Here is a 25149-nt window from a genome sequence, read left to right on the forward strand (position 1 = left end):
GGTGGCGACCGGACCGGTGGCCCGCGGGAGAGCTTCCAGGGTGGCGGCGACCGTAGTGGTGGCGGCTACCGGGACCGTGGCGACCGTCCGCAGAGCGGTGGCTTCCGTGGTGGCGACCGGGACCGTCCGTCCGGTGACCGTCCGGGCTACCAGGGTGGTGGCGACCGTAGCGGCTTCCGTAGCGGTGGTGACCGTCCGTCCGGTGACCGTCCCGGTTACCAGGGTGGCGGCGACCGCGGTGGATACCGTGACCGTCCCACCGGTGACCGTCCCGCTGGTGACCGGCCGACCGGTGACCGTCCGGCGTACCAGGGTGGCGGCGACCGTGGGGCTTCCCGTGGTGGCGACCGTGACCGTGGCGGCTACCAGGGTTCCGCGCCGCAGGGCCGGGAGACCGAGCGTGTACAGGACGAGAGCGGACAGCCTTCGTTCCAGGCCCCGCGGATCCCGGACGACATCGTCGCGACCGACCTGGACCAGGACGTGCGCGCCGAGCTGGTGAGCCTCTCCCGGGAGATGGCCGAGTCCGTCGCCCGGCACCTGGTGGCGGCCGGTCAGATCATCGACGAGGACTCCGAGCTGGCTCTGCAGCACGCCCTCGCGGCGCGGCGGCTGGCCTCGCGGATCGCTGTGGTCCGGGAAGCTGTCGGCCTCGCGGCGTACGCGGCCGGCGACTGGACGACGGCGATCGCCGAACTCCGCACGTACCACCGGATGAGTGGCAAGCAGACGCACCTGGCCGAGCTGGCCGACTGCGAGCGGGCCCTGGGCCGGCCGGAGCGGGCGATCGACCTGTTCCGCGGCGCCGACGTGGCGAAGCTGGAGAAGGCCGGTGCGATCGAGCTGCTGATCGTGGCGGCCGGCGCGCGGGGTGACCTCGGTCAGCACGAGGCGGCCGTCGCGATGCTCCAGGTCAAGGAACTGACCGCGGAGGAGACTGCCGAGTGGGCGGCGCGACTGCGGTATGCCTACGCGGACGCTCTGCTCGCGGCGGGTCGTCGGGACGAGGCGCGTGAGTGGTTCGTCCGTACGGCCACGGTCGACGAGGACCAGCTCACCGACGCGGCGGACCGGGTGCTCGAGCTCGACGGCGTCACCATCGAGGGTGACGACGACGAGGACGAGGAGCAGGACGACGAGGCCAAGGCCGAGGGCGACCAGCCCGCTGCCGCCGCCGACACGGACGACGACGACGAAGACGACCTCGAGGACGAAGAGGACGACGAGGACTTCGACGACGACGATGACGACGAAGACGACGATGATGAGGACGAGGACGACGAGGTGCCGGCCGCGGTGGCCGAGACCGACGTCAACACCGACGCTCTGACCGTCGAGAAGGTCGACGCCGGCACGTTCGACGCTGACGAGGACGACGCTGACGCTGACGAGGCCGTCGAGGCCGAGCCCGTGAAGGCGAAGTCGAAGAAGGCGAAGGCCGAGCCGGCCACGGACGAGAAGGCCGCCGATGAGGTCACCGGCGGTGAGGACGACCGGTCGCAGGCATGAGTGACCACCTCGCCGGCGGTTACGACCTGGCCGTCTTCGATCTGGACGGCGTCGTCTTCCTGATCGACAAGCCGATCCCGGGCGCGGCCGAAGCGGTCGAGCGGCTGCGCGCGGACGGGACGTCGATCGCGTACGCGACGAACAACGCGTCCCGTCGCGCCGCCGACGTCGCCACGCTGCTCAACGGCATGGGTGTGAGCGCCGAGTCGGCCGAGGTCCTGACCTCGGCCGGCGCGGCCGCCGCGCTGATCGCCGAACATGTACCGGCCGGTTCGCCGGTGCTGGTGGTGGGCGCGGAGGCACTGCGTGGCGAGGTGCGCGACGCCGGGCTCACCCCGGTGGAATCGGCGGACGACGCGCCGGTCGCGGTGGTTCAGGGGTACGGGCCCGAGGTGGGCTGGAAGATCCTGTCCGAGGCGGCGCTCGCGGTTCGTGCGGGCGCCACCTGGTACGCCACCAACACCGACCGCACCCTGCCGAGCCCGCGTGGCCCGCTGCCGGGGAACGGCTCGCTGGTCGCGGTGCTGCGGACCGCCCTGGACCGGGAACCGGACGTGGTGGTCGGCAAGCCGCAACCGGCGCTGTTCACCACGGCGGCCTCGCTCGCCAAGGCGGAGAAGCCTCTGGCGATCGGGGACCGGCTGGACACCGACATCCAGGGCGCCGTCGGCGCCGGGATGGACAGCCTGCTGGTGCTGACCGGCGTCAGCGGCCCGGCGGATCTGCTGGCCGCGTCCGCCGAGCGGCGGCCGACCTTCGTGTCCGCCGACCTGTCCGGCCTGTTCCGCCCGGCGGACCAGGCTCGGGTGCCGGCCGCGGAGGTCGACGGCTGGCAGGTCACCCGCGACGGTGACCGTGCGGTGCTGACCGGGTCCGGTGACCCGGTCGACGCCCTGCGTCTGCTGTGCGGGGTCACCTGGGACGGCGTCCCGGTGGCCAACATCGCGGCGGACTCGGACGAGGCCACCAAGGTGCTGAACGGCTGGGGTCTCTGACCAGCTGACGAACAGAATGCGACAACGTAGCCCCGGCCTTCGGCCGGGGCTACGTCCATTTCCGGCCACGGTGCCCGGTCAGCGCACGGTGCTCGGCTGGGCGTGAGGGGTGCCTCAGGGTGCCGGAGGCACCCCTGAGAACCAGCCAAGACCGGGAGGCGCGCTGCGGCCGGGAGGAGCCGCGGTCTCGCGTCGGCCTCACGGGCGGGACTCGGCTCGTAGCCTGCGGACGGGCGCTCCGTATTCGTACCGGAAAAGGGTGAAGCGGGAGGTGGGCCGCCTTCCGGGGGCGGGCTCAGTGGTGGTAGCGCCGGTGGTCGGGCTGGTGGCGGCGACGGGGGAGCAAGGGCGCTTCGGGGTCGATGTGGAAGATGCCGTCGACTATCGCCACCATGGTGGAGCTCATGTAATCAAAATCGGGCACCGCGACGCTTTCAGCGCGTTGGTGAACGTTCGCGGCGGTGACCGTGCCGTCGATGCACGGGACGTCGGGGCGGACGTGAATCATGATCGCCTCCCAGTTGCCCGGGGCGGCCGTCGTCCGGCGGTCGCTCGCTGTCCTTTCATCGTCGCACCGGCCGAAGCGGCGAGGCCAGCAATGATGCGATTGGCGTAGGAAAGGTCAATTAGGCCGGGTCGCGGTCGAAGGGTGTGGTGTGAGCTCAATTACGTTGCCGCGCGGTGCCCGGCTCTCCGAGGGGTCGTGGCGTGCCCGGCACCACATCATCAGCCGACTGCTCTGGTTCCACGTGCCGGCGTTCCTGGTAGTGGGGATGATCGGGCCGCGGCCGCGCTGGGAGGTCGTGCTGCTCACCGCGGCGGTGGCCGGCTGGGCGGCGCTGATCCCGGTGCTGCCCAGCACGCAGGCGAAGGCGTCGCACACCAGCGTCGGGTTGATCGCCTGCACGTTCGTGGCGATCGAGCTGTCCGGCGGCTCGATGACCGCGCACATCCATCTGTACGCGATTCTGATCTACGTGGCGCTCTATCAGATGTGGGCGCCGCTGATCTCGGCCGTGGTGGTCGTGGTGGTGCACCACGGGGTGCTCGGCCTGCTCGCGCCGGAACGGGTGTTCGGCATGCACCACATGGGGGTGCCCGCGGCGATCGAGCAGGTCGCGGTGCACGCCGGGCTGGCCGCCGTCGAGGTGGTCGGCATCGTGATCTTCTGGCACTTCGCGGAGCAGGCGGAGCGGGAGAACGAGCAACTCGCTGCGGACGCCGAGCAGGCCCGGACGGAGACCGAACGGGCCGAGCGGGCGGCGGGCGAGCGGGCCGCCGAGGATCTGCGGATCCGGTCCGAGGAAGCGGCCGAGCAGGCCCGGCAGATGAACGCGGACGTGGCGTCGATCAGCGCCGAAGCGCACGCGGCGATCTCCGCGGTCGCTGCGGTGGACCGGGAGATGGCCGCGCTGACCGCTTCTGTCCAGGACATCGCGGCCCGGTCGGCGGCCGCGGCCGGCACCGCGTCGGCCGGCAAGGACGCGGCGGCGTCCGCGGGGGAGAAGGTCCGGGCGCTGGAGCGCTCGGTCGGTGAGATCGCTGCGGTGAACGCGATCATCGCGTCGCTCGCCGACCAGACGAACCTGCTCGCGCTGAACGCCACCATCGAGGCGGCCCGGGCCGGCGAGGTCGGCAAGGGGTTCGCGGTGGTGGCCGGCGAGGTCAAGGACCTGGCCCGGGAGACCGCGACGTCGGTGGAACGGGTGAACAAGGTGATCACCGCGATCGTGGCGGAGACCGACGACGTGGCGCAGACGTTCGCCGCGACGACCGGGTCGGTGGACGGCATCCACGCGCTGCAGCTGAACATCGCGTCGTCGGTGGAGGAGCAGGCGGCGGTGCTGACCGAGGTGACCAAGCAGCTCTCCACGGCGACGGCGTCGGCGGATCAGGTGCTGGTGGGGCTGGAGGCGCTGGCGGCCAAGGCCGGCTAGTCGTCACGCAGCCCGACGCAGTCCAGGTCCCAGAAAGTGTGCAGGTAGACCAGGGTGCCGGTGAGTTCCGGGCGGTGCGCGGCGAGTGGCATGACCTGAAAGCCGGGGTCCGGGATGCGCAGCGACGGCTTGCGGAAACCGAGGCCGTCGCCGGCGACGAAACCCTGCCTCGCGTAGTACGCCGGGTCGCCCTCGAGGAAGACCAGCGGGACGTCGCGCTTGTCCATGTCGGCGGCCCCGTGCCGGATCAGGGCGGTGCCGACACCCTGGCGCTGCCGCTCCGGGATGACCGAGAGCGGGCTGAGGACCTGCACCGGGACGAGCTGGTCCGGCGCGTCCAGGATGCTGCGGGTGAACATCACGTGCCCGATCAGGTCGCCGTCGTCGTCGGCCACCAAAGCGTGAAATTCCGGGTCGTCGCGGCGCAGGGCGGTGACCAGGTCGGCGACGACTCGGCCCCGATGGCCGAAGGCGCGGGCGACGAGGTGGTCGACGGCGGCGTGGTCGGCGGGAGTCTCGGGGCGTATCAGCATTCCGCGAGATTATGGGGCGAGGAGTGTGGCGGGCAGCCGAATTTCCGGGGTCTCGTTCCCGATCATTTCGGGGTGTCCGTTCCTGATCTGAACGATCTGCGGTCTCGGCTCGTATCCGCAGATGTGATCAGAGGAGTTTGCGGAGCTTGAGCAGGTCGAACGGGTTCGCCTTGACGGTGACCTGGCGGGACGCGATCGCGCGGGTGACATCCAGCTTGCCCTGGATCAGCGCGATCAGGTCGTCGCCGCCGGCGATCAGGGCGATCTTCGCCTTGGGGTCGTCGCCGTCGGCGATGTCGACCAGCAGGCCGCCGGAGATCCGGGCGTGGAAGGCGGTGTCCAGGTCGGTGACCCGGCAGGCGAGGGTGCGATCGAGGTCGAGCCGGCCGCGAGCCTCGGCATTCGCCGCGAGCTTGGCGGCCAGGTCGTGCAACGCCTGGCGGCACTCGTCCACGGTGGCCATCGGCATCTCCCCTCGCGACACCAGCACCGTACCCCAGGAAGTTGTCGGGAGCTCCCGGTAGCGTGGCACCCGACGTGGCGAGAGGAGGAGAGATCATGCCGGATGCATGGCGGGCTTATCTGGACCTGGCCCTCGGGCTGACCGAGACGCCCCGGAAGAAGGCGCAGAAGGTCGCCGGTGAGTTGCTCAACCGGGGCGGTGCGACCGCGGCGCAGGTGCAGGGGCTGGTCGAGGACCTGCTCTCGGCGGGCATCGCCAACCGTGAGGCGCTGACCAACATCGTGCGGTATGAGGTGGACCGCGCTCTCGGGCGGGTCGGCCTGGCGACCGCGGACGAGGTGGCCGAGCTGACCACACGCCTCCACGATCTGGAGAAGCGGCTGCGGGAGGCTCAGGCTCGCGCGGACGGGGGTGGGCTCGGTGGTCCGATCGCTCCCGCCTCGCCTGGTGCCTCCGCGTCTCCGGCCTCGTCGGCCGGCTCTGTGTCGTCGGGTGGCTCTGCCTCGTCGAGTGGCTCTGTCTCGTCGGGTGGGCCTGTCTCGTCGGGTGGGCCTGCCGCTTCGGCTCGGCCTGCGAAGAAGGCGATCGCCAAGAAGGCGATCGCCAAGAAGGCGATCGCCAAGAAGGCCGTGAAGGCGACGCCGAATGCGATGCCGTCGGCCGGGACGTTGCAGGCCGGACCGCCCGGGAACGCGGCGGCGTCGGTTGCTGGGGTGGGCTCTGCGGCGCTGTCGAGCGCGCCGGTGAAGAAGGCTGCGCCGGTCAAGAAAGCCGCACCCATCAAGAAGGCTGCGCCGGTTGAGAAGGCCGCGCCTTCGATTCCGCCGGCTGACAAGGCTGCGCCGGCTGACAAGGCTGCGCCGGCTGACAAGGCTGCGCCGGCTGGTAAGGCTGTGCGGCCTGCGCCGGTCAAGAAGAGTGCGGCTCCGCGTCCGTCGGCGAAGGCGACCGCGCCGGGATTCACATCGGCTGCGGAGACTCCGGCCGAGAAGGCTCCGGCCGAGAAGGCTCCGGCGAAGCGGGCGCCGCGGAAGACAGCGGCCCAGCGGGCTGGTTCCAGCGTTCCGGATTCTCCGGGTCCGGTGGGCAGCCCGCTTCCGGCCGGGACCGTGGCGTCACCGGTGAGCGAGGTCAAGGAGGCGGCGGCCGTGACCGAGTTGCCGCCCACGGCGGTCACGGCAGCGGCGGCCGCGACGGAGTCGTCGCGCACGGCGGGCAAGGCGGCGCCGAGCCAGCCGACTCGGCGCAAGGCTGCGCCGGGCAAGGCAGCGGCGGCCAAGGCGACGCCGAGCAAGGCCGCACCGAGCAAGGTGGCACCGGTTGCGGCGAGCAAGGCGGCGCCGGTTCGGCGGGCGGCCAAGAAGGCCGCTCAGGTGCCGAGTCAGGCGCAACCCGCCGAGGCGCAACCGGTGGCGGAGAACGCCGGCCGGACCGAGAGCACGGAGGCGTGATCCTGTGACGTTCCCGAACGCCGTGCCCGGCGCGCCGCGCCCGGGCGGTCCTTACCCCGGACCGCAGCCGGGCGGGGCGCGGCCCGGCCCGCAACCGGGTGGCATGCGGCCCGGGCAGCAGCCGGGGCAACACCCGGGGCAGCAGCCCGGAGGTGTGCGGCCGGGGCAGCCGGGTGGTGGGTTCCGGCCTGGTCCGCCGCAGGGTGGGCAGCGGCCGCCGATGCCGCATGCGCCGGCTGAGGCGGTGGCTCCGGGGCCGCAATACCGCATCGGCGCGGACGGCTTGGTGGAGGAGACCGGTCACCCGGCCGTGGACGCGGTGTTAAGTTCGCTCGCCAATGCCGCGCGGCTGGTACCGGGCGAGCAGATCGCCGAGTACGAGGCCGCGCACCAGGTGCTCCAGGAGACTCTGGCCAGCATCGATCGCTGACCGACGTACCAAAAAAGGATCTTGATGGCCCGCCGTGCGCGTCTCGACGCCGAGCTCGTCCGTCGTAAGCTCGCCCGCTCCCGGGAACAGGCTGCCCAGCTCGTGGCGGCCGGCCGGGTGCAGGTCCGGGGGACCGTGGCCCACAAGGTGGCGGCCATGGTCGACCCGGCCGACCCGGTGCTCGTCACCGGGGAGGACCCGCAGACCGAATACGTCTCCCGGGGCGGTCACAAGCTGGCCGGCGCGCTCGCCGCGTTCGGCCGTAAGGGGCTGACCGTCGAGGGGCGGCGCTGCCTGGACGCCGGCGCGTCCACCGGCGGGTTCACCGACGTGCTGCTGCGCGCCGGCGCCGAGCGGGTGGTCGCTGTCGACGTCGGGTACGGCCAGCTGGCCTGGCCGATCCGTACCGACGACCGGGTCGACGTGCACGAGCGGACCAACGTGCGGACCCTCACCCCCGACAAGATCGGCGGAACGGTCGACCTGACCGTGGCCGACCTGTCGTTCATCTCGCTGCGCCTCGTGCTGCCGGCCCTGGCCGCCTGCACCGGGCCGGAGGGTGACCTGGCGCTGATGGTGAAGCCGCAGTTCGAGGTCGGCAAGGAGCGCGTCGGCACGGGTGGCGTGGTGCGCGACTGGCGGCTGCGCGCCGAGGCCGTGCTGGACGTCGCGGCCGTCGCCGCCGGGCTGGGCCTGGGCGTGGTGGACGTGACCGCGAGCCCGCTGCCCGGGCCGAGCGGCAACGTCGAGTTCTTCGTCTGGTTCCGCCGGGACGCCCCGCCCGCCGACCGGGAACACGTGGAAGCGGTGGTCGCCGCCGGCCCGTCCGGCGAGGAGACCCCGGAGGACGGGCCGTCTGCCGAGGCCGCCCCCGGGTCACGGGTGAACAACGCGATCCGGGTACCCAGCAGTCCCGGCGCCGTCGAAGCGGTTGCGCCCGCGGGCCCGGAGCCTGCCGCTGCGGCGACCGCCGGCCCGGAGCCCGCGGCGTGACCGCGCCCGCCGGTCGGAGGACCGTGCCCGCGCCCGCGGCGCACATTGATCAGCCGGTGCCGGCAGTGGAGCCGGGCACGGAGCAGCCGGTGGTGGCCACCTTGGAGGAGAAATGACCCGCTCGGCCCTGCTGGTGACGCACACCGGGCGCCGGCAGAGTACGCAGCACGCCCGTACGGTCGCTCTCGACCTGATCGCGGCGGGTTTCGACGTCCGGGTCATCGCCGACGAGGCGGCTGACCTGGCGTTGCCCGACGAGGTGATCGCGGTCGAGGGACCGGACGCGGCCGAGGGCGTGGAGATCGTGCTGGCGCTCGGCGGTGACGGCACGTTCCTGCGCGCCGCCGAGGTGGCCCGCCCGGCCAAGGCACCCCTGCTCGGCATCAACCTCGGCAAGGTCGGCTTCCTGGCCGAGGCCGAGGTCGAGCACATCGACGAGGTGATCGCCGACATCATCGCCGGTGGCTACGACGTGGACGAGCGGCTCACCCTGGACGTGCGCGCCGAATACGACGGCCGGCTGATCGCCGAGTCCTGGGCGCTCAACGAGGTCACCGTGGAGAAGGGACAGCGCGCGCAGATGCTCGAGCTGCTCGTCGACGTGGACGGCCGGCCGCTGTCCCGTTACGGCTGCGACGGTGTGGTGTGTGCCACACCGACGGGGTCGACGGCGTACGCGTTCTCGGCCGGTGGCCCGGTCGTCTGGCCCGGGGTGGAGGCGCTGCTGCTGGTGCCGATCAGCGCGCACGCGTTGTTCAGCAAGCCGCTGGTGACCGCGCCCACGTCCACGTTCGTGCTGACCGTCGACCCGTACACGTCTTTTGCCGTGCTCTGCTGTGACGGCCGACGCACCTGGGACCTGCCGCCGGGCTCGCAGGTGACCGTCGAGCGGGGCCAGCTGCCCGTTCGGCTGGTCCGCCTGGCCCCGCGTCCCTTCACGGACACCCTGGTGGCGAAGTTCGAGCTGCCGGTGGTCGGCTGGCGGGGTAATCGACGCTGATCAGAAACACCCACGCTGGGCAATTGTCGGGGGGCACCACTACCCTCTGCCCTGTGCTGGAGGAACTGCGTATCACCGGACTGGGCGTCATCGACGACACGACGCTGCGGCTGACGTCGGGTATGAACGTGATCACCGGCGAGACCGGCGCCGGTAAGACGATGGTGGTGACCGGTCTCGGACTGTTGTTCGGTGGCCGGGCCGACGCCGGTCGGGTCCGTGCCGATCCGGGGCGGGCCGTCGTCGAGGGCCGGCTCAAGCTGCGCGGCACCCTCGGCGACGCGGTCCGCACCCGGATCACCGACGCCGGGGGTGAGACCGACGAGGACGGGTCGCTGCTGCTGAGCCGCACGGTGACCGCCGAGGGGCGGTCCCGGGCGCACGTCGGCGGCCGGAGCATGCCGGTGTCCACGCTCGCCGAGCTGGGCGAGCAGGTGCTGGCCGTGCACGGCCAGTCCGACCAGTTGCGTCTGCTGCGCCCGAGCGAGCAGCGGTCCGCGCTGGACCGGTTCGCCGGCGCCGGGCACGAAAAGCTGGTGGAGAGCTATCGCGAGGCGTTCAGCCGCTGGCGCCGGGTGGTCGACGACCTGGCCGACCGCCGGCGCAACGCCCGGCAGCGCTCGCAGGAGGCCGACCTGCTGAAACTCGGGCTCGACGAGATCACCCGGGTCGACCCGCAGCCGAACGAGGACGAGGACCTGCGCGCCGAGGTGCAGCGGCTGGAGCACGCCGAGGGGCTGCGCACTGCCGCCGCCCTGGCCGCTCAGGCGCTCGCCGGCGGCGTGGAGTCGGCCGACGACACCCCGGATGCCACCACCCTGCTCGGCACCGCCCGGCGCACGCTGGAGGGGCAGTCCGGCGTCGACCCGAAACTGGGCGAGCTGGCCCTGCGGATCGAGGAGGCGGCCACCCTGGTCGGCGACGTCTCCTCGGAGCTCTCGGCGTATCTGAGCGAGCTGGACGCCGACCCGGCCCGGCTCGAGGCGATCTACGAGCGCCGGGCCGCGCTGCGCGGCCTGACCCGCAAGTACGCCGACGACATCGACGGCGTGATCGTCTGGGCGGAGAACGCGAAGACCAAGCTGGCCGACCTGGACAACTCCGACGAGCTGCTCGAGGAGCTGGACAAGGAGCGCCAGCGGCTGGCCGCCACGGTCGGTGAGCTGGCCGGCCGGTTGACCGCGGCCCGGCGCGACGCCGCGGTCCGGTTCTCCGAGGCGGTCAGCGTGGAGCTGGCCGGGCTGGCGATGCCGCACTCCCGGGTCGAGGTGGCGGTCATCACCCGCGCGCCGAGCCGGGACGAGCCGTCGGTGACGGTCGACGGGCAGGAGCTGGCCGCCGGCGCGGACGGCGCCGACGAGGTGGAGCTGCGGTTGCTGGCCCATCCGGGCGCGCCGTCGCTGCCCTTGCAGAAGGGCGCTTCCGGTGGTGAGCTGTCCCGGGTGATGCTCGCCATCGAGGTGGTGTTCGCCGGGGCCGGTGGACCGCCAACGCTGGTCTTCGACGAGGTCGACTCCGGGGTCGGTGGCACGGCCGCGGTGGAGATCGGCCGGCGGCTGGCGCGGCTCGCCCGTACGCATCAGGTCCTTGTCGTCACGCACCTCCCGCAGGTCGCCGCGTTCGCCGACCGGCACCTGGTGGTGGCGAAGGACACCGGTGGCGCGATCACCACGAGCGGTGTCCGGATCGTTGAGGAGACCGAGCGAGCGCGGGAGTTGTCCCGGATGCTGGCCGGCCTGCCGGATTCGGACCTGGGTATCGCCCATGCGGAGGAGTTGCTGGCCGTCGCCGGGCGTGAGAAACGTGGTTGAAAAGACCGTTTTGTCAATGAGCTAGAGCATGTCTAACGGGGGCCGTGTGAAGCGGCGTGTCAGGATGGCCGGGATGCGACTTCCCACCTTGCGCCGTGTGCGCACCAGCGAGCCGGGCCGGGTTTCCGGCGTTGCCCGGCTCGACCGGCGCACCAAACGGCTGACCGGGCGGCTGCGGCCCGGCGAGATCGCCGTGATCGACCATGTCGACCTGGACCGCGTCGCGGCCGACTCGCTCGTCGCGTCCGGGGTGATCGCGGTGCTCAACGCCAAGCCGTCGATCTCCGGGCGGTACCCGAACCTGGGCCCCGAGGTGCTGATCCAGGGCGGCGTGGCGCTGCTCGACAACCTCGGCGAGGAGGTCTTCGCCGGGTTGCGCGAGGGCCAGGTGATCAGCATCGAGGGCGACCAGGTGCTGCTCGACGGCAAGCCGGTCGCCACCGGCATCCGGCAGGACGCGGAGACCGTGGCGGCGTCGATGGCCGAGGCGCGTGAGGGCCTGTCGGTGCAGCTCGAGGCGTTCGCCGCGAACACCATGGACTACCTCAAGCAGGAGCGTGACCTGCTCCTCGACGGGGTCGGCGTGCCCGACGTGGAGACCCGGATCGCCGGGCGGCACGTGCTGATCGTGGTCCGGGGGTACGACTACAAGGAGGACCTCGACGTCCTCCGGCCGTACATCCGGGAGTACAAGCCGGTGCTGATCGGTGTCGACGGCGGCGCCGACGCGCTGGTGGAGAACGGCTACACCCCCGACATGATCATCGGGGACATGGACTCGGTCACCGACGACGTGCTGCGCTGCGGCGCCGAAGTGGTCGTCCACGCGTACCCGGACGGGCGCGCGCCGGGTCTGGAGCGGGTCAGCAACCTGGGCGTCGACGCGCTCACCTTCCCGGCCGCGGCGACCAGCGAGGACCTCGCGATGCTGCTCGCCGACGAGAAGGGCGCGTCGCTGATCGTGGCCGTCGGCACGCACGCCAACCTGGTCGAGTTCCTCGACAAGGGCCGTGGCGGCATGGCGTCGACGTTCCTGACCCGGCTCAAGGTCGGTGGCAAGCTGGTCGACGCCAAGGGCGTCAGCCGGCTCTACCGGCAGAACATCTCCGGCTCGGCGCTGCTGCTGCTGGTCCTCTCGGCGATGGCCGCGATGGCCTCGGCGGTGGCGGTCTCCACGGTGGGCAAGGCCTATCTGACCGTGGTGTCCGAGTGGTGGGACAATCTCGTCTTCCAGCTGGGCAATCTTTTCTGAGGGCGTCGTGATCAACTTCCGGTACCACGTGGTGTCACTCACCGCGGTATTCCTCGCCCTGGCGATCGGCCTGGTGGTCGGCACCGCCGCGCTCAACGGTCCGGTCTCGGAGAACCTGAAGAACCGGCTCACCGAGCTCAACAAGGACAACAACGTCAAGCGCGACCAGGTCAACCAGTACAAGGACGAGCTCAGCCGGAACCAGGAGTTCGCCGGCGGGATCGCACCGTACGTGCTGGCCGGCAAGCTGACCGCCCGCAAGGTCGCGGTGGTGGGGCTGCCCGGCGCCAAGGACTCGGTCGAGGGCGTCGTGAAGATGCTCAACGTGGCCGGTGCGACGATCACCGCGCGGGTCACCTTCGAGGACAAGCTGATCGACCCGAACTTCGCCAACGAGTTGCTCGACCTGGCCGACCAGTCGTCGCAGCCGACCATCGGCGCGGTGGGCCTGCCGCAGAACAGCGACGGCGTGGAGACCGCCAGCGCGCTGCTCGCGCTCACCCTGCAGAGCAGCACGGCGCCGGCGACACCGGCCGCACCGGGTGACGTGACCGCGGTGCTGACCGCGTTCACCAAGGCCGGTTACATCTCGGTGGACGACGACGCGGTCGGCGGCGCCGAGGTGGTCGTGCTGGTCGCCGGCGCTCCGGCGACCGACCAGGACGCCTCGAAGAAGGCGGCCAACAACGTCAAGGTGGCCGACCAGTTCAGCAAGAACCACCGCCCGCTCGTGGTGGCCGGGGACAGCGCCGGGGACAGCAACCTGGTCGCCGCGGTCCGCAGCGACCCGACGCTGGTCAAGGAGATCTCCACGGTGGACAACGTGAGCACCGTGCAGGGTCAGGTGGTGACCGCGATGGCCACTCACGAGCGGCTGGTGCTGAGCCGGATCGGTCAGTACGGCCTCGCCGCGGGAGCCACCTCGGTGGTGCCGTCGGCGGGCCCGTAGGGCAGACTCCAGCCATGGCCTTCCTCCGCTCGCTCGGGACCGGCGCGCTTGTGGCACGTGCCGTGCTCGGCTGGGTGCGTCGTGACCCGAACGCCGGTGACCTGCGCCGGACCAACTTCCACGGGCGGACGGTCACCCTGGCCGGCGGTCCGGCCCTGGCGGCCGGCGCCACCCTCGGCGCGGCTGCCGGCGCACCGACCGGCCGGCTCGCGGCCGCCGCGGTGACGGCCGGTGCGGTCAGCGGCGCGGTCGGCCTCTACGACGACATCGTCGGCAACCGCCCGGAGCAGAAGACCGCGAAGGGTTTCGCCGGTCACCTCGGCGCGCTCCGCGACGGCCGGGTCACCAGCGGCCTCGTCAAGATCGGCGGGGTGGGCGCGGCCGGTCTGGTCGCCTCCGCGCTGATCGGCAGCCGTCGCACCGGCCGGTTCGGCCGCGGCGCCGACGTGCTGCTCGGCGCCGGCGTGATCGCCGGGACGGCGAACCTGCTCAACCTGCTCGACCTGCGCCCCGGGCGGGCGATCAAGGCCGGTCTGCTGCTCGGCGCGCCGCTCGCGGTGGGCCGGGGCGCGTCGATGACCGCCGGCACGCTCGGCGCGAGCGCCGCCCTGCTCCCGGCCGACCTGAACGAAGAGATCATGCTCGGCGACTCCGGGGCGAACGCCCTCGGCGCGCTGCTCGGCGTCGCGTTCACCGCCCGCACCGGCACGCTCGGCCGGCTGACCGCGCTCGCGGCCCTCGCCGCGCTCACCGCGGCCAGCGAGAAGGTCAGCTTCACCAAGGTCATCCAGGACACGCCGTGGCTGCGGCGCCTCGACGAGCTCGGCCGCCGGCCTCCGCAGGCGTGACGTCCCCGAACGACGCCGACGCCGCCCCCGCGACGCCGGCCGACCCCGCCACTCCCGGTTCGCCGCCCGCCGCCAGGTCCGATGCCGCTTCCGGCCGCTCCGTTTCCGGTACGGCGGCCAAAGTCGCCGGCGCAGCCGTCCTGATCACTCTGCTCACCGTGCTGGCCCGGATCGCCGGTTTCGGGCGCACCCTGGTCTTCTTCTACACCGTCGGTGAGGGCGGCGACGCCAACCTGCCCGACCTCTACTTCGCCGCCAACACGGTGCCGAACGTCATCTTCGAGCTGGTCGCGGGTGGCGCCCTGGCCAGCCTGGTGGTGCCGCTGCTGGCCGGCGCGGTCGCCGCCGGTGACCGTCGCCGGGTCGGGCAGATCAGTTCCGCGCTGCTCACCTGGATGCTGGTGCTGACCGTCCCGCTCGCCGTGGTGATCGCTCTGGCGGCCGGCCCGATCACCGGGCTGCTGGACGGGGTGACGCCGGAGCACCAGGAGATCGCCGCCCGGATGCTCCGGATCTTCGCGCCGCAGCTGCCGCTCTACGGCGTCGGCATCGTGCTGACCGGAGTGCTGCACGCGCACCACCGGTTCGCCTGGCCGGTGATCGCGCCGCTGCTGTCCAGCGTCACGGTGATGGCCGCCTATCTGACCTACGCCGCCGTCGACGGCGCGCGCACCGACTTCCCCGGGCTGACCACCGCCGGCGAGCTGATCCTCTTGGTCGGCACCACGCTCGGCGTGGTCGTGCTGACCCTGAGCCTGCTGATCCCGCTGCGCAAGCTGCGGGTGCGGCTGCGGCCCGGCCTCCGGTTCCCCGGCGACGAGGGCCGCCAGGCGGTCCGGCTCGGCTGGGCCGGCGCGGTCACCGTCGGCGCGCAGCAGGTGGTGGTGGCGCTGATCGTGACGCTGGGCGCGCAGCAGCTCGGCCGGTACACCGGCGCGCAGACGGCGTTCCTGCTGCCCTGGGCGCTGCTCGCGGTGCCGCTGGCGACCGCGGTCTACCCGCGGCTGGCGGATGCCGCGGTGCGCAAGGACGAGGCGGCCTACGCCGGCGCGCTGTCCGGCACCGCCCGGTCGATCGTGCTGCTCGCCGGGTTCGGCACTGCCGCGCTGGCCGGGCTGGCCGGTCCGGCCGCGGTCCTGATGGGCGCTCGCGGCGCGGCGCCGGGCATCGTGGGCTTCGCCCCCGGGCTGCTGGGTTACGCGTTGTTCGCGCTGCTGTCCCGGGCGCTCTACGCGCGTGGCGCGACTGTCGCGGCCGCGGTCGCGTCCGGGACCGGATGGCTGTTCGCCGGGGTCGCGGTCGTGGTGGTCACCACGATGGCCTCGGGCCGGGCCGAACTCGCCGGGCTGGGCCTGGCCAACGCGCTGGGCATGTCGGTGACCGGGTTGCTGCTGGTCCTCGCGGTGCGGCGGCAGGCCGGCTCGGACGCGCTGGCCGGGCTTCCGCGCGCGCTCATCGCCGCTGTCGTCGCAGCCGCTGCGGCCGGTCTGGCCGGGTGGGGTGTGGTGGCCGGCCTGACCGCGGCCTTCTGGCCCGCAGCGGGCATCCTCGGCAGCCTGGTCGAGGGTGTGCTGGGCGGCCTCGCGGTCGTCGTGGTCTTCGTCGCGGTGGCTTTCCTGCTGGACCGGCGGGACCTCAGCCCGCTGGCCGGCACGCTGACGAGACGGTTGCGCAGATGATCCGGCTGGCTCCCAGAGGTCTTTCCCGCCCGTGATAGACACCTGAGAGCCAGCCGACGAGCGGTGGGTGGGCTGGTTGTCAGGGGTGTGTCACAGCGGTTGAGGCACCCCTGAGAGCCAGCCGACGAGCGGTGAGTGGGCTGGTTGTCAGGGGTGTGTCGCGGTGGTTGAGGCACCTCTGAGAGCCAGCCGGCTTGCGGTGGGTGGGCTGGTTGACGGACCCCGGGGGAACGGGCGGGGACGGGGACGTGTGAGGGTTGTCCGACGGATTGCCGGGACGCGGAAATCCGCCCAGAGAGGGGTATGACGTTCGTGAGCAGCGACGACGGCTGGAGCGGTTCGGTCGTGCTGGTGCTCGGCTCCGCCACCGGCGGCACCGGCGGGCACGTCCTCTCGCTGGCCCGCGGACTTGTCGCGGCCGGCTGCCGGGTGCTGGTCTGCGGCCCGGCCGCCAACGACGAACACTACGGCTTCACCACGGCCGGAGTGGAGTACTCACCGCTGGAGATCCCGGCCGACCCCGGCCCGCAGGACTCCGGCGCGATCCGGGCGCTGCGCCGCGCGATCGCCGGGCGGGACGCCGACGTCATCCACGCGCACGGGCTGCGCGCCGCCTTCGTGGTGTCCCTGGCCCGCACCGGGGTGCCGCTCGTGGTGACCTGGCACAACGCCGTACTGGCGAAGGGTCTTCGGGGTCAGGCCGGCGCGCTGGTCGAACGGATCGTGGCGCGCAACGCCGATCTCACCCTGGGCGCCTCCGAGGACCTGGTCGAGCGGGCCGTGCTGATGGGCGCGAAGAACGCCCGGCTCGGCCCGGTGGCCGCACCCGAGCTGCGCTCGCCGAAGCGCACCCGGCAGGCGGTCCGCGCCGAGTTCCGGATCAAGGGGAACACCCCGCTGATCCTGTCGGTCGGCCGGCTGCACCCGCAGAAGCACTACGACCTGCTCGTCGACGCGGCCGCCCGGTGGCGTGACCTGGACCCGTCGCCGGTGGTCGTGGTGGCCGGCTCCGGGCCGAGCTACATGCCGCTGGCGCAGCGGGCGTCGCGCGAACACGCCCCGTTCCACCTGCTCGGGCACCGGGGGGACGTACCCGACCTGCTGCTCGGCGCCGACCTCGCGGTGGTCACCAGCGACTGGGAGGCCCGGCAGCTGTTCGCCCAGGAGGCGTTGCGGGCCGGTGTGCCGCTGGTCACCACCGCCGTGGGCGGGTTGCCCGGGCTGGTCGGTGACGCCGCGGTGCTGATCCCGCCGAAGGACCTGGACGCGCTGGACCGGGCCGTACGCGATCTGCTGAACGATCCGCAGCGTCGCGCGGACCTGGCCGCCCGCGGTCCCGTGCAGGCCGCGACCTGGCCGGACGAGCTGGCCGTGGTGACCGCGGTCCGGGTCGCGTACGCCGAAGTGACCGCGTCGTGACCGGCCGCCTCGATCGGATCAAGCGGGTCCGCCCGCCGGGTGCCCCGCGTGATCGTCGCGCCGCGGACTGGGTGCCCTACCTGCTCGTCGTGCTGGTCGCGGTGGCCAGCCTGATCGGGCTGACCATCCGCCCGACCGGCGAGACGAAGCGTGGCACCGCGGACTTCGTGGTGGTCGCCGCCGCGGCCGGTCTGCGCTGGGACGACCTCGACCCGCAGCGCACCCCGGCACTCTGGGCGGAGGCCGGCAAGGGCTCGACCGGCTGGCTGTCGGTGCGCTCGGCGCACCAGGCGACCTGCCCGTCGGACGGCTGGCTGACGCTGGGCGCCGGCAACTACGCGGCCTGGGACACCCAGGCGGTGCACGGCAAGTGCCCGGCCGCCGTGCCGGAGGTGACCCGCCCGGACGCCATCGGCGCGAACGTGACCGCGCAGCGCGCCGTGGTGCGCACCAATCAGGACAAGCTGCCCTACGGTACGACCCCGGGCGCCCTGGCCGAGTCGGTCCGCTGCACGGTGGCGATCGGCGCGAACGCGGCGATCGCGGCGGCCCGCCCGTTCGGCCGGGTCGACCAGTACGCCGAGACGCTGCCCGCCGACCCGAAGAAGCTGCTCTCCGAGTGCGTGCTGAGCTTCGTCGACCTGGGCACCATCACCGGTTCCGGCGCGGAACGGCAGGCCGCGGTCGCCGCCGCCGACGCCACCCTGGCCCGGATCCTCGCGGCCCGCCCGGACCGGTCGCTGATGCTGATCGCCGGGGTGGCCGACACCGAGAGCACCTCGCGGCTGCACATGGCGATCGCCGAGGGCGACGGCTGGGAGGGTGGCTGGCTCACCTCGGCCGGCACCGGCCGGGACGGCTACCTGCAACTGGTCGACCTGGCGCCGACCGTGCTGGCGGCGCTGAGCCGGTCCGCGCCGGAGAAGCTGTTCGCCGGGTACGCGGCGAGCGTCTCCACCGGCCGCCCGGCCGACGTGGCCACCGCGATGCAGGGGCGCAACGACGCGGACCAGCGGGCGATCGCCCAGCGGGGCGTGGCGTCGATCTTCTTCGCCGTGCTGGCCGGCATCGAGGTGCTGCTGTTCCTGGCGATCGTGCCGCTGCTGATGCGGGCCCGCCGGCACGCCGGTCCGGCCGCACCGCCCGGCCCGCCGGCGCGGCTGGTGGCGCTCGCCGAGGCGGCCCTGATCGCGGCCGCGCTGGCCATCCCGGCGGCGCTGGTCGCCGACGTGGCGCCGTGGTGGAGCAGTGCGCATCCGGCCTGGATGTTCGGTGGCGCGACGTTCGGGCTGATGCTGGCCGGCACCCTGGCGGTGCGGCTGACGCCGCGGTACCGGATGACGTTGTGGCCGATGGGCGCGGTGGCCGCGATCAGCGCCATCGTGATCGTGGTGGATCTGCTGACCGGGGCGCGGCTGCAGCTCAACGGCGTGGCCGGCTACTCGGCGACGCACGGGGTGCGCTACACCGGCCTGGGCGGTGTCGGCCTGGGCGTGTTCGTGGCCGGGCTGCTGCTGACCGCCGGCTCCGTCGCCCAGTACGTGGGCCGGACCTGGCGGCCGGTGGTGGTGGTGCTGCTCGGCGGGCTGGGTGTGGTGATGGTGGGCAGTCCGTACCTGGGCGCCGACCCGGTCGGCGCGATCGCGGTGACCGCCGGGGTGTGCGTGGCGGCCGCGATCAGCTCGGGGGGCTGGCTGACGTTCCCGCGGTTCGCCTGGTCGGCCGTCGCCGGGCTGGCGGTGACCGCCGGGTTCGCGGTGCTCGACCTGAACCGGGCGCCCCTGGAACAGGGCACCCTGGGCCGGTTCCTGTCCGCGCTGGGCAGCGGTACGGCCGGCCCGGCCATGCAGCGCGCCGCCGCGGCGAACGGGCAGGCCCTGCTGGACAGCCCGCTGAGCCTGCTGGCCGTCGCCGGAGCGGTGATGCTGGCCTTCTGCCAGTTCTCCCCGTGGGGCGGCCTGAACCGGGTCTACGGGCTGCACCCGGCGGTCCGGGCGGCGATCTCCGGCACCGCGGTGGCGTCGATCACGGCCGGGATCCTCGGCGGCACCGCCCTCGGGGTGGCCGGCGCGGCGGCCGCGACAGCGGTTCCGGTGGCCGTTTTGACTGCTTTGCGGGTATTGCTGCATGCCGCGGATCGGACTACGCCACCCGGCGAGAGCGACGGTCCGGGCGGCCCGTTGTTGCGCAAAGCCGACGAGGGTGAACTGACAGTGACCGAATCGGCCGGCTGACACGCGCGCCGACCAGCCCGAACGCCGCGCGCCCGGCAATCAGTGTTACGGTGAATTCCCGTGGATGGGCGCTGACGCCCGGTCTGCACGAACCGGAATACGGCGACCACGGGAGCGGGCCTTGGCCTCAACAGTGCGCGACACTCGGCACATCTTTGTCACCGGGGGCGTCGCCTCCTCGCTGGGCAAGGGCCTCACCGCCTCTAGCCTCGGCAATCTGCTCACCGCCCGCGGACTCCGCGTCGTGATGCAGAAGCTCGACCCTTATCTGAACGTCGACCCGGGCACGATGAACCCGTTCCAGCACGGTGAGGTCTTCGTCACCGAGGACGGCGCGGAGACCGACCTGGACGTCGGCCACTACGAGCGCTTCCTGGACCGGGACCTGTCCGGCAAGGCGAACGTGACCACCGGCCAGGTGTACTCGGCGGTCATCGCGCGGGAGCGGCGGGGTGAGTACCTCGGCGACACCGTCCAGGTCATCCCGCACATCACCAACGAGATCAAGAGCCGGATCTTCGCGATGGCGGATCCGGACGAGAACGGCAACGTCCCGGACGTGGTGATCACCGAGGTCGGTGGCACCGTCGGTGACATGGAGTCGCTGCCGTTCCTCGAGGCGATCCGGCAGGTCCGCCACGAGGTGGGCCGCGATCACGTGTTCTACCTGCACGTGTCGCTGATCCCGTACCTCGCGCCGTCGGGCGAGCTGAAGACCAAGCCGACCCAGCACTCGGTGGCGGCGCTGCGCAACATCGGTATCCAGCCGGACGCGCTGATCTGCCGCAGCGACCGGGAGATCCCGGAGAAGATGCGGCAGAAGCTGTCGCTCTACACCGACGTGGACGTCGAAGCCGTCATCGCCTGCCCGGACGCGCCGAGCATCTACGACATCCCGAAGGTGCTGCACGACGGCGGCCTGGACGCCTACGTGGTGCGCCGGCTCGGCCTGTCGTTCCGCGACGTGAACTGGAAGACCTGGAACGACCTGCTGGAGCGGGTGCACCACCCGAAGCGGACGATCACCATCGCGCTGGTCGGCAAGTACGTCGACCTGCCGGACGCGTACCTCTCGGTCACCGAGGCGATCCGGGCGGCCGGCTTCGGCAACACCGTGAAGATCCAGATCCGCTGGGTGCCGAGCGACGACTGCGTGACGCCGGCCGGCGCCGCGACCGCGCTCAAGGGCGTCGACGGCATCGTCATCCCGGGCGGCTTCGGCGTCCGCGGGATCGAGGGCAAGGTCAACACCTCCCGGTACGCCCGGGAGAACGGCATCCCGATCCTCGGCCTCTGTCTCGGCCTGCAGTGCATGACCATCGACGCGGCGCGCAACCTGGCCGGGCTGGCCGGCGCGAACTCGCTGGAGTTCGACGAGACCGCGACGTACCCGGTGATCTCCACGATGGCCGACCAGGAGGACATCGTCGCGGGCAAGGGCGACATGGGCGGCACCATGCGGCTGGGCGCCTACCCTGCGACGCTCACCGAGGGTTCGATCGTGGCCGAGGTCTACGGCTCGACCGACATCTCCGAGCGGCACCGGCACCGGTACGAGGTCAACAACGACTACCGGGACAAGCTGGCCCAGTCCGGCCTGATCTTCTCCGGCACCTCGCCGGACGGCCGGCTGGTCGAGTTCATCGAGCTGGACCGGGCCGTGCACCCGTACTTCGTGGCCACCCAGGCGCACCCGGAGCTGAAGAGCCGCCCGACCCGCCCGCACCCGCTCTTCGACGGCCTGGTCCGGGCCGCCGTGGTCTACGCCGCCGCCGACGAGCTGCCGGTCGAGCCGGTCGAGGCCTCTTGATGGCGTTCGAGCACGAGACGGTCACCCGGACCGAGCGGTACCGGGGTCCGATCTTCGACGTGTTCACCGACGAGGTGACCATGTCGGACGGCGGCACCGCCAAGCGCGACGTGGTGCGCAACCGCGGCGCGGTCGTCGTGGTGGCGCTCGACGAGGACGGCCGGGTGGTGCTGATCAAGCAGTACCGGCACCCGCTCGGCGCCAAGATCTGGGAGCTGCCGGCCGGGCTGCGCGACGTCGAGGACGAGGAGCCGGCGCTGACCGCGGCCCGCGAGCTGGCCGAGGAGGTGGACCTGGCGGCCGGCCGCTTCGACAAGCTGGTCGAGCTGCACACGTCGCCCGGGTTCAGCACCGAGCACGTCCTGATCTACCTGGCCCGGGACCTGACCGAGGTCCCGGCGCCCGAACGGCACCGGCGCACCGAGGAGGAGGCCGACCTCGAGGTGGTCCGGGTCGACCTGGACGAGGCGGTCGCCATGGCGCTGCGTGGCGAGATCACGAATGCGGCCGCGGTGGCCGGGCTGCTCGCCGCGGCCCGGTTCCGCGACGCCGGCTGAGAAGCGACGCCGGCTGAAAGACGCCGCCGGGCACCTCGTGCCCGGCGGCGGCACTGTCTCTAAGAGCGATCCGCCTCTAAAGAGCGAAGGGCGGCCGCACAGGCCGCCTGCCACGCCTCGTCCTGCCGCACCCCGTTGTTGCCGGCCGACGTCTTCCACTGGCGCAGCGGCGCGTCGACCGCGGCGCGCAGCACCGGGATCGCGGCCGCCGCGTCCGGGCCGATCTCGGCCAGGCAGGCCAGCGCCTTGCGCCCGCGCGGGTTGCACTCCAGGTGGGGCAGCAGCACCGGGACGACCGGTCCGGCATCCCCGGTGACCGCCCAGTACGCGATCGCGGCCTCGGTCGGCTCCCAGTAGTCCTCCGAGCCGAACAGCGCGCGCAGCGCCCCGGCGAACTCGGCCCCGGCCGGTCCCAGGTCGCCGATCAGCGCCCGGGCGTCGGCACCGTGCGCGTCGGCGCGCAGCAGCTCGAGCGCGCCGGCCGGCTCGCCGGTGATCCGCCAGATCGCCCGGGCCGCCTGGAACCGGGTCCGGTGGTTGTCACCGGCCCGCAGCGCGGCCAGCTCGGGCAGCGCCGCCGCGGCGCCCGGCCCGAGGTCGCCGAGGACCTGGCAGACCGCGTCCGGGTGGGTGGCCGCCTGCCGCCGCAGCACCGGGATCAGCTCGCCGGCCGGGGTGCCGGCCCGCCCCGCCGCCTCGATCAGCGAGCTCCGCCGGTGGCCCGGCGGGGTGGCCTCGATCGCCGCGGCGAGCACGCCGCGGCAGGCGACCGCCCACGGGCCGAGCTCCTTGAGGGCGTCGCCCAGCCGGTCGAGGCGTCCGGCCGCGATGATCTGCGCGAGGTGGGCGTCGGCGCGCGGGTCGTGCAGGGCGCAGAGCGCGGTCAGCAGGCCGGTGTACTCGTCGCTGGGTAGCGCCGCCCACAGCCGGTCGGCGATCGCGGCGGTGGCCGAGCCGGCCGCCGCCACGTGCTGCCGGGCCCAGTACCTGACCTTGCCGGCCGGGTCGTCGAGGGCGTCGGCGAGCGGCCCGGTCAGCAGCGCCGCCGCCGGTCGCCAGAGCAGCAGCGGCTCGTCGGCGGCGTACGCGGCGGCCTCCCGGACCGCTTCCACCGGGTGCCGCAGCCAGCCGGTGACCAGCCGGACCTGCAGCTCCCAGCGGGGCCGCAGCCGGCGCAGCACCCAGACCAGCGCGTCGTCGTAGTCGGCTCCGGCCAGCTGCTCGATCAGCTCCAGCGCGTCCGGCGCGTCCCGTTCCAGGATCTGCACCACCGGGCCGGGCAGCGGCGTCGCGGTGTCCGCCGCGGACAGCACCAGCGCGGCCGCGAGCCGGACCAGCGGCGCGGGGTCGGCCAGCCGGTCGTCGGCGGTGTCACCGCGGCTGCCGAGGGCCATCACGGCGGCGGCACGCACCCGGTCGGCGCGGTCGGCGACCGAGGCCGTGCGCAGCGCCGCGGACGCGCCGCCGGCGACCGCCGGGCCGAGCGCGCCGATCAGGGTGGCGGCGGCGGCGCGCACCTCGTCGTCCGGGTGCGCGGCGAGCAGCCGCAGGTAGCTGGGCAGGCCGACGGTGACCGCGGTCCGGGCGGCGGCCGTCAGGTGCTGCCCGCGGGGGGAGCTGGCGCTCGCGATGTCGGTCAGCAGCACCAGCAGGCTCTGCGGGTCAGCGGCCGGAGCGTCCAGGATCCGGATCAGGAACGGCACCGACGACGCCGTCGCTTCGCCGAGCGTGCCCTGGTCGCACAGCTCGCCGAAGAGGTCGTCGAACGCGGCGGAGTCACCCGCGGCGACCGACCGGAGCAGGTCCGGGACGTTCTCCGCGGTCAGTGCCGCCCAGTCCACCAATGCAAGATCGTTCAACACAGGAAAGGGTCCACCAAAGCAAGATCGTTCAGCACAGGAACGAAAGTACAGGGGACCCGCGGCCGGTACACGAATCCACGGGGCCGGGCGGTCCCCCATCTGGTGATATTTGGCGCAACGTGGTAGCCATTGATCCGTTGGGCGCTTGATGGTCCGATGTATCACGATGATCGATATGCGGGGTGTCCTCGGAAAGATCCTGCCGGCGCCCGGACTGCCCCGGATGCTCGCTGCCCAGAACGCGCTGTGGGGTGTCGGCACCGGCACGTTCCTGGCCGGCAGCGTGGTCTTCTACAGCCTCTACGTCGGGCTCACCCCGGTGCAGATCGGTATCGGTCTCTCCTGCGCCGGGTTCGCCGCGCTGGTCGGGTCGTTGCCGCTCGGGCACCTGACCGACCGGATCGGCGGGCGGCGGGCCTGGACGATCGGCGCGCTGGTGCGGGCGGCGGCGTTCGCGGCGTACCCGCTGGGCCGGGAGTTCTGGGTGTTCGTGCTGCTGATGTGCGTTCAGACGGCCGCGGAGACTTTGTCGACCAGCGGCCGGGTGGTCTACACCGCCGCCGCGGTGCCGGCGCGGGACCGGGTCCGGGTGATGGCGTTCAGCCGGGCGTACCTGAACGTGGGCTGGACCGTCGGTGCCGGGCTCGGCGCCGGTGCGCTGGCCCTCGACTCCCGTCCGGGCCTGCTGTGGCTGGTCTTCGTCGCGGCGGGCGCCTCCGCGGTCAACGGCTGGTACGTCACCCGGCTGCCCGCGGTGCGGAGTGCGGCGGACGGCCCACGCCCGAGCCCGTGGGGGGTGCTGCGCGACCTGCCGTACACCGCGGGTTCGACCGTGTTCGGGGTGCTCTGGCTGCACATGTTCGCGTGGAACGACGTGCTGCAGCTCTGGGTGATCACCCGTACCGACGTGCCGAAGCCGGTGCTCGGCGGCCTGGTCGCGCTGAACACCGTGCTGGCCGTGGTTTTCCAGGTCCGGGCCACCCGGGGCGCCGACTCGCTGCCCGGTGTGGTGCGGCTGACCCGGGCCGCGGCGGTGAGCGCCGCGCTGGCCTGCCCGGTCGCCGCGGCCACCGGGATGACCCACGGCTGGCTCACCGTGGTGCTGCTGTTCGTGGCCGTCGCCCTGTTCACCGGCACCGAGTTGTGGATCTCCGCGGGGCAGTGGTTCGTGCAGGCCGAGATCCCGCCGCCGGCCCAGCGTGGCCTCTATGTCGGACTGGACAAGTCGGTGCAGGGCGTGACCCGGCTGGCCGGTCCGGCGGGCCTGACGTTCCTGGTGATCGAGACCGGTGGGTGGGGCTGGTGGGTGCTCACCGGGATCTTCGCCGCGTGCGGGTTCGCGGTCGGCCCGGTGATGGCGTGGATCGAGCGCACCCCGCGTACCGCCGCGCTGCAGGCCCGCAGCAGCGCTGTCTGA

The 25149-nt window shown here is 72.9% G+C and carries 21 protein-coding genes; 17 read left to right on the plus strand and 4 right to left on the minus strand.

The features are described from left to right. The first annotated feature begins 516 nt into the window (after nucleotides 1-516). Entirely contained in the window at nucleotides 517-1509 is a 993-nt protein-coding gene (locus Apa02nite_RS51495; RefSeq protein WP_239164892.1) for a tetratricopeptide repeat protein, read from the plus strand. Next, on the plus strand, nucleotides 1506-2504 hold the full coding sequence (locus Apa02nite_RS40220) for an HAD-IIA family hydrolase (RefSeq protein ID WP_067694468.1): 999 nt from the start codon (nucleotides 1506-1508) through the stop codon (nucleotides 2502-2504). The genes Apa02nite_RS51495 and Apa02nite_RS40220 overlap by 4 nt, the downstream gene beginning before the upstream one ends. A 295-nt stretch (nucleotides 2505-2799) precedes the next feature. Here Apa02nite_RS40220 and Apa02nite_RS40225 read toward each other — a convergent pair whose 3' ends face one another. Continuing rightward, nucleotides 2800-3012, minus strand: coding sequence for a hypothetical protein (locus Apa02nite_RS40225; RefSeq protein ID WP_203829744.1), 213 nt, complete (start codon nucleotides 3010-3012; stop codon nucleotides 2800-2802). A 148-nt stretch (nucleotides 3013-3160) separates the two neighbouring features. On the opposite strand from Apa02nite_RS40225, the gene Apa02nite_RS40230 reads away from it, so the two are divergent. After that, the gene (locus Apa02nite_RS40230) at nucleotides 3161-4441 is read left to right on the plus strand and encodes a methyl-accepting chemotaxis protein (protein WP_203829745.1); all 1281 of its coding nucleotides are present in this window, start codon (nucleotides 3161-3163) and stop codon (nucleotides 4439-4441) included. Here the strand turns inward: Apa02nite_RS40230 and Apa02nite_RS40235 are convergent. Together Apa02nite_RS40235 and Apa02nite_RS40240 are read right to left on the minus strand one after the other, a co-directional pair. Beyond that, on the minus strand, nucleotides 4438-4974 hold the full coding sequence (locus Apa02nite_RS40235; RefSeq protein WP_203829746.1) for a GNAT family N-acetyltransferase: 537 nt from the start codon (nucleotides 4972-4974) through the stop codon (nucleotides 4438-4440). The two genes, Apa02nite_RS40230 and Apa02nite_RS40235, sit on opposite strands and share 4 nt — an antisense overlap. A 127-nt stretch (nucleotides 4975-5101) precedes the next feature. Further along, nucleotides 5102-5437, minus strand: coding sequence for an SCP2 sterol-binding domain-containing protein (locus Apa02nite_RS40240; RefSeq protein WP_067694678.1), 336 nt, complete (start codon nucleotides 5435-5437; stop codon nucleotides 5102-5104). 62 nt (nucleotides 5438-5499) lie between these two features. Between Apa02nite_RS40240 and Apa02nite_RS52085 the strand changes: the two genes are divergently transcribed. The 13 genes from Apa02nite_RS52085 to Apa02nite_RS40305 all read left to right on the plus strand — a co-directional run bounded on the left by Apa02nite_RS52085 (nucleotide 5500) and on the right by Apa02nite_RS40305 (nucleotide 21870). Continuing rightward, nucleotides 5500-6888 (plus strand): hypothetical protein, encoded by a 1389-nt coding sequence (locus Apa02nite_RS52085; protein WP_275412876.1) that lies wholly within the window; start codon nucleotides 5500-5502, stop codon nucleotides 6886-6888. A gap of 220 nt (nucleotides 6889-7108) precedes the next feature. Beyond that, nucleotides 7109-7318 carry a hypothetical protein gene (locus Apa02nite_RS40250; protein ID WP_198170960.1) on the plus strand — a complete coding sequence of 70 codons (210 nt, stop codon included), beginning with the start codon at nucleotides 7109-7111 and terminating at the stop codon, nucleotides 7316-7318. Between the two features lie 24 nt (nucleotides 7319-7342). Then, nucleotides 7343-8311 carry a TlyA family RNA methyltransferase gene (locus tag Apa02nite_RS40255; RefSeq protein ID WP_239164883.1) on the plus strand — a complete coding sequence of 323 codons (969 nt, stop codon included), beginning with the start codon at nucleotides 7343-7345 and terminating at the stop codon, nucleotides 8309-8311. A gap of 112 nt (nucleotides 8312-8423) precedes the next feature. After that, nucleotides 8424-9311 carry an NAD kinase gene (locus tag Apa02nite_RS40260; RefSeq protein WP_203829747.1) on the plus strand — a complete coding sequence of 296 codons (888 nt, stop codon included), beginning with the start codon at nucleotides 8424-8426 and terminating at the stop codon, nucleotides 9309-9311. A 53-nt stretch (nucleotides 9312-9364) separates the two neighbouring features. After that, complete coding sequence (recN, locus tag Apa02nite_RS40265) at nucleotides 9365-11122, plus strand: DNA repair protein RecN (protein ID WP_203829748.1); 1758 nt, start codon at nucleotides 9365-9367, stop codon at nucleotides 11120-11122. Nucleotides 11123-11195: 73 nt separating this feature from the next. Then, nucleotides 11196-12374 (plus strand): putative cytokinetic ring protein SteA, encoded by a 1179-nt coding sequence (gene steA, locus Apa02nite_RS40270; RefSeq protein ID WP_203829749.1) that lies wholly within the window; start codon nucleotides 11196-11198, stop codon nucleotides 12372-12374. 7 nt (nucleotides 12375-12381) lie between these two features. After that, on the plus strand, nucleotides 12382-13323 hold the full coding sequence (locus tag Apa02nite_RS40275; protein WP_067694492.1) for a copper transporter: 942 nt from the start codon (nucleotides 12382-12384) through the stop codon (nucleotides 13321-13323). Between the two features lie 14 nt (nucleotides 13324-13337). Continuing rightward, a complete protein-coding gene (locus Apa02nite_RS40280) occupies nucleotides 13338-14171 on the plus strand; it encodes a hypothetical protein (protein WP_203829750.1) in 834 nt (277 codons plus the stop codon). Next, a complete protein-coding gene (gene murJ, locus Apa02nite_RS40285; RefSeq protein ID WP_203829751.1) occupies nucleotides 14168-15850 on the plus strand; it encodes a murein biosynthesis integral membrane protein MurJ in 1683 nt (560 codons plus the stop codon). The genes Apa02nite_RS40280 and murJ overlap by 4 nt, the downstream gene beginning before the upstream one ends. 303 nt (nucleotides 15851-16153) lie before the next feature. Beyond that, entirely contained in the window at nucleotides 16154-17269 is a 1116-nt protein-coding gene (locus Apa02nite_RS40290) for a glycosyltransferase family 4 protein (RefSeq protein ID WP_203829752.1), read from the plus strand. After that, the gene (locus Apa02nite_RS40295) at nucleotides 17266-19503 is read left to right on the plus strand and encodes a hypothetical protein (RefSeq protein WP_239164884.1); all 2238 of its coding nucleotides are present in this window, start codon (nucleotides 17266-17268) and stop codon (nucleotides 19501-19503) included. The genes Apa02nite_RS40290 and Apa02nite_RS40295 overlap by 4 nt, the downstream gene beginning before the upstream one ends. A gap of 121 nt (nucleotides 19504-19624) precedes the next feature. Continuing rightward, nucleotides 19625-21313 carry a CTP synthase gene (pyrG, locus tag Apa02nite_RS40300; RefSeq protein ID WP_067694501.1) on the plus strand — a complete coding sequence of 563 codons (1689 nt, stop codon included), beginning with the start codon at nucleotides 19625-19627 and terminating at the stop codon, nucleotides 21311-21313. Then, nucleotides 21313-21870 carry an NUDIX domain-containing protein gene (locus tag Apa02nite_RS40305; protein WP_203829753.1) on the plus strand — a complete coding sequence of 186 codons (558 nt, stop codon included), beginning with the start codon at nucleotides 21313-21315 and terminating at the stop codon, nucleotides 21868-21870. Before pyrG ends, Apa02nite_RS40305 begins: the two co-directional genes overlap by 1 nt. Nucleotides 21871-21929: 59 nt before the next feature. Here the strand turns inward: Apa02nite_RS40305 and Apa02nite_RS40310 are convergent, their stop codons facing one another. Beyond that, a complete protein-coding gene (locus Apa02nite_RS40310) occupies nucleotides 21930-23729 on the minus strand; it encodes a hypothetical protein (RefSeq protein ID WP_203829754.1) in 1800 nt (599 codons plus the stop codon). 169 nt (nucleotides 23730-23898) lie between these two features. On the opposite strand from Apa02nite_RS40310, the gene Apa02nite_RS40315 reads away from it, so the two are divergent. Then, nucleotides 23899-25149 carry an MFS transporter gene (locus Apa02nite_RS40315; protein ID WP_203829755.1) on the plus strand — a complete coding sequence of 417 codons (1251 nt, stop codon included), beginning with the start codon at nucleotides 23899-23901 and terminating at the stop codon, nucleotides 25147-25149.

This window comes from Actinoplanes palleronii (assembly GCF_016862315.1).
GTDB classification, from domain to species: Bacteria; Actinomycetota; Actinomycetes; order Mycobacteriales; family Micromonosporaceae; genus Actinoplanes; species Actinoplanes palleronii.

Bases quoted from the DNA above. Each gene is read 5' to 3' on its own strand.
- Apa02nite_RS51495 (WP_239164892.1), top strand. From the start codon at position 517: ATGGCCGAGTCCGTCGCCCGGCACCTGGTGGCGGCCGGTCAGATCATC.
- Apa02nite_RS40220 (WP_067694468.1), top strand. From the start codon at position 1,506: ATGAGTGACCACCTCGCCGGCGGTTACGACCTGGCCGTCTTCGATCTG.
- Apa02nite_RS40225 (WP_203829744.1), bottom strand. From the start codon at position 3,012: ATGATTCACGTCCGCCCCGACGTCCCGTGCATCGACGGCACGGTCACC.
- Apa02nite_RS40235 (WP_203829746.1), bottom strand. From the start codon at position 4,974: ATGCTGATACGCCCCGAGACTCCCGCCGACCACGCCGCCGTCGACCAC.
- Apa02nite_RS40240 (WP_067694678.1), bottom strand. From the start codon at position 5,437: ATGGCCACCGTGGACGAGTGCCGCCAGGCGTTGCACGACCTGGCCGCC.
- Apa02nite_RS40250 (WP_198170960.1), top strand. From the start codon at position 7,109: ATGCCGCATGCGCCGGCTGAGGCGGTGGCTCCGGGGCCGCAATACCGC.
- Apa02nite_RS40255 (WP_239164883.1), top strand. From the start codon at position 7,343: ATGGCCCGCCGTGCGCGTCTCGACGCCGAGCTCGTCCGTCGTAAGCTC.
- Apa02nite_RS40260 (WP_203829747.1), top strand. From the start codon at position 8,424: ATGACCCGCTCGGCCCTGCTGGTGACGCACACCGGGCGCCGGCAGAGT.
- steA (WP_203829749.1), top strand. From the start codon at position 11,196: ATGCGACTTCCCACCTTGCGCCGTGTGCGCACCAGCGAGCCGGGCCGG.
- Apa02nite_RS40280 (WP_203829750.1), top strand. From the start codon at position 13,338: ATGGCCTTCCTCCGCTCGCTCGGGACCGGCGCGCTTGTGGCACGTGCC.
- Apa02nite_RS40290 (WP_203829752.1), top strand. From the start codon at position 16,154: ATGACGTTCGTGAGCAGCGACGACGGCTGGAGCGGTTCGGTCGTGCTG.
- Apa02nite_RS40305 (WP_203829753.1), top strand. From the start codon at position 21,313: ATGGCGTTCGAGCACGAGACGGTCACCCGGACCGAGCGGTACCGGGGT.
- Apa02nite_RS40315 (WP_203829755.1), top strand. From the start codon at position 23,899: ATGATCGATATGCGGGGTGTCCTCGGAAAGATCCTGCCGGCGCCCGGA.